Annotated in this window: 2 protein-coding genes; both read left to right on the forward strand. The window is 56.0% G+C overall.

Annotated features, from left to right (window positions below):
- Positions 1 to 118: 118 nt before the first annotated feature.
- Complete coding sequence (locus tag H8Q75_RS07940) at positions 119 to 2,710, forward strand: TIGR03960 family B12-binding radical SAM protein (RefSeq protein WP_297041097.1); 2,592 nt, start codon at positions 119 to 121, stop codon at positions 2,708 to 2,710.
- A complete protein-coding gene (locus H8Q75_RS07945) occupies positions 2,707 to 3,393 on the forward strand; it encodes an N-acetylmannosamine-6-phosphate 2-epimerase (protein ID WP_024125250.1) in 687 nt (228 codons plus the stop codon). Before H8Q75_RS07940 ends, H8Q75_RS07945 begins: the two co-directional genes overlap by 4 nt.
- The last annotated feature ends 230 nt before the right edge of the window (positions 3,394 to 3,623 follow it).

The following is a 3,623-nucleotide window of genomic DNA, read 5'->3' on the forward strand; positions in this document are numbered from 1 at the left end:
AACCCGGCAGTGCAGGTCTTTTGGCGCCTCCCAAACCCCCACGACCAATGCCCACGGGGGAATCTCGCTTTTTACTGCCCTAAATGTTTGCAATTGAGTTCAATTGAGTTCCTGGGCCATGGCTGTTCCGATTACTGAGTTGCTCACCCCTGAGATCCTCAAACCCGCTCGCTATTTGGGCAATGAGCGCGGTGCGGTTCATAAACCCTGGGAAGCTGCAACGGTGCGCTGGGTGCTCAGCTATCCAGAAATCTATGAGGTGGGTGCTTCAAACTTGGGGCACATTATTCTCTACAACATTCTCAATACCCTCCCCGCTCAGCTGTGCGATCGCGCCTACCTACCGGCAGCGGATTTAGCCGCCAAATTGCGAGCCACCCAAACGCCTCTCTTTGCTGTGGAATCGCGCCGTGCCCTACGGGAGTTTGACATCATCGGCTTTAGCCTCAGCTATGAGCTGGGTGCTACCAACATTCTGGAAATGCTCGACTTGGCGGGGCTACCCCTGACTTGGCGGGAGCGACAACAGGCATCCCTAGAAGATATTCCCCTCATCTTTGCCGGAGGACAGACAGCGACATCGAACCCTGAACCTTACGCTGACTTCTTTGACTTTTTTGCCCTTGGGGATGGCGAAGAACTCTTGCCTGAAATTGGCCTTGTGGTGGCGGAAGGCAAACGAGCCGGCTTGAGTCGTCAAGATTTGCTATTGGATTTGGCACAGGTGCCGGGGGTCTATGTGCCCCAGTTTTATGATCGCCAGGGAGATGGCTCTGTTAAGCCCAATCGCCCCGCCGTGCCGGAGCGAATTTTGCGGCGGGTGGCTACTCCAATGCCCCACTATGCTATTGGCTTGGTGCCCTATGTGGAAACCGTTCACGATCGCCTGACGGTGGAAATTCGGCGCGGCTGTACGCGCGGCTGTCGCTTTTGCCAACCGGGGATGCTGACTCGCCCTGCCCGTGATGTTGCCCCTGAGGAGGTGATTGCTGCCATTGAAACGGGGATGCGTGCCACCGGCTATAACGAGTTTTCCCTACTCTCTCTGAGTTGCTCCGACTATTTGGCTTTGCCCGCTGTGGGGGTGGAAATTAAAAACCGTCTCCAAAACGAGAATATCTCTCTGTCGCTCCCCAGTCAGCGGGTGGATCGCTTTGATGAAAACATTGCCCACATTGTGGGTGGTACTCGCCAAGGAGGGCTCACCTTTGCCCCGGAAGCGGGAACGCAACGACTGCGGGACATTATCAACAAGGGTTTAACCAATGAGGAACTGCTGCGGGGAGTAAAAACGGCCTATGAGCAGGGCTGGGATAAGATCAAGCTCTACTTTATGATTGGCCTGCCGGGGGAAACTGATGCCGATGTCTTGGGGATTGCGGAAACCATCCGTTGGCTGAGGCGGGAGTGCTGGATCAAAGGACGCAAACCCCTGAGCTTTAACCTGACCATCTCCAACTTTACCCCCAAGCCCCACACCCCCTTCCAGTGGCATGCTGTCTCCACCAGTGAGTTTCTGCGCAAACAGGAGCTGCTCAAGGCAGAATTTCGGACTATTAAGGGTCTGAAGGCCAACTTTACCGATGTGCGCATCTCGGCAATGGAGGACTTTGTGGGTCGGGGCGATCGCCAACTCGGCCCTGTCATCCGCCGCGCTTGGGAATTGGGAGCCCGCGAAGACTCTTGGTGGGAAAACCTGGATCGCGCCTATGCCGCCTGGACTCAGGCGATTCAAGAAGCGGGTTTGGACTGGAAATACCGCCAACTGGAAGCGGGCGAGTGGAATGTCTTTAGCGGTGGCAGCCACAACCTCGATGCCCCCCTACCCTGGGATCACATTGATACGGGCGTTAGTAAAGCCTGGCTCAAGGAAGACTTACACCGCGCCCTGGCAGCGGTTGTGGTGCCCGACTGTTCCTTTGACGGTTGTTCCCACTGCGGCGTCTGTGGTATTGATTTTGGCCATAACGTGGTCGTGCCGCCCCCGCCGATTCCGCCCATTCAAGGTCAGCCCCAGGTTCCCCAAGAACGCGTTCAACGTCTGCGGCTCACCTTTGGTAAAACGGGCGAGATGACCCTCCTCAGCCATTTGGACCTGCTGCGCCTCTTTGAGCGGGCCGTCCGCCGTGCCCACTTGCCCATTGCCTTTAGCGGCGGATTTCACCCCTCGCCGCGCATCTCTATCGCCAGTGCCTTGCCCCTTGGCGTGACCAGCTATGGGGAAATTGTGGACCTGGAGTTTTACCGTGAGGTTGATGCGCAGACGGTGCTGGCCCAATTGCGGCAGCAGCTTCCTCAGGAGATACCCCTCTATGGCTGTGAGGTGGTGCCCCTCAGTGAACCTGCTGCTAGTCAAGCCCTGCAAGCCGCCACCTATGAACTGCTCATCCGTGCACCTGAACCCCTAGAGCGGCAGACTTGGGAACAGTGGTTAGAGACCTTGCGAGCCACGCCTGAAATTCTCTATGAGCTAGCCACCAAGTCAGGGAAAACCCAAGTGGTTAATTTGCGCGATCGCCTCCTGGAGATTCGCCTCAATGAGTACCAAGATCACTGGCCAACGGTGAGCCTGATCTACACAGGGGTCTGTCGCAACGATGGCACGTTCCTGCGGCCAGAGCATTGTCTCTACTTGCTAGAGAAAGTCAGTGGCCACTCCTTAGAACTGGGGGCGATCGCCCGTCAGAAACTGCACCTCGAAACACCATGAACCTAGCAACGCAAATTCACGGCGGTCTGATTGTCTCCTGCCAAGCCCCGCCAGATTCCCCTTTGGCCGCACCAGACATCATTGCCGCTATGGCAAGGGCAGCAGTTTTGCGGGGGGCAGTGGCCGTGCGCATCAATACCCCAGCCCATATTCAGGCAGTGCGCCAAGCGGTGAATGTGCCCATCATTGGCCTCTGGAAGCAGACCTTGCCAGCGTACCCTGTGTATATTACGCCTCGCTTTGCCGATGCGGTAGCTGTTGCAACAGCAGGCGCCGATATCATTGCCCTCGATGCCACAGCGCGATCGCGTCCTGAACCTCTACAGGATTTGATTCAGCGAATTCATGATGAACTGGGCAAGCCTGTGATGGCTGATATTGACTCCCTGGAAAATGCCGAAGCCGCGGTTGCTGCCGGAGCTGATTGGGTAGGCACCACCCTCTTTGGCTACACCGAAACCACGGCGCATACCCCGCCCCCCAGTTGGTCGCTTCTGAGTCAGCTTGTCAAGCAGCTCAGCGTGCCTATTCTTTGTGAAGGGGGAATTGCCAGTCCAACCATGGCTGCAAAGGCCTTGGGTTTAGGGGCTTGGGCAGTCGTTGTCGGCACCGACATTACCGGTATTGATCTTAAGGTGCAGCGGTATGTCGCGGCTCTCAAGGCTAATACAGCCCTTTCTTAGGGGAGTGGCTGTAACTCTGGCTCCAGCGACTGAGACCTACTCCTGATCCCAATGAAGCTTAGGGAAGGGGAAAGCTTTGTTGAGGGCACTGCGCCATTGAAAACTTTTATTCTAGTTTATTCTAGGCCTGTCGAAGTTGAGGGGTTTGTATATTTTCCTCTCTATTCCGACCGATAAACGAGAGTTTGTGGCAAAATAGAACCTATAGCGACTAATACACCTGTTAGCCT

Origin of the sequence: Thermosynechococcus sp. OHK43 (assembly GCF_014466085.1) — a bacterium.
Classification (GTDB): Bacteria; Cyanobacteriota; Cyanobacteriia; order Thermosynechococcales; family Thermosynechococcaceae; genus Thermosynechococcus.

Bases quoted from the DNA above. Each gene is read 5' to 3' on its own strand.
- H8Q75_RS07940 (WP_297041097.1), top strand. From the start codon at position 119: ATGGCTGTTCCGATTACTGAGTTGCTCACCCCTGAGATCCTCAAACCC.
- H8Q75_RS07945 (WP_024125250.1), top strand. From the start codon at position 2,707: ATGAACCTAGCAACGCAAATTCACGGCGGTCTGATTGTCTCCTGCCAA.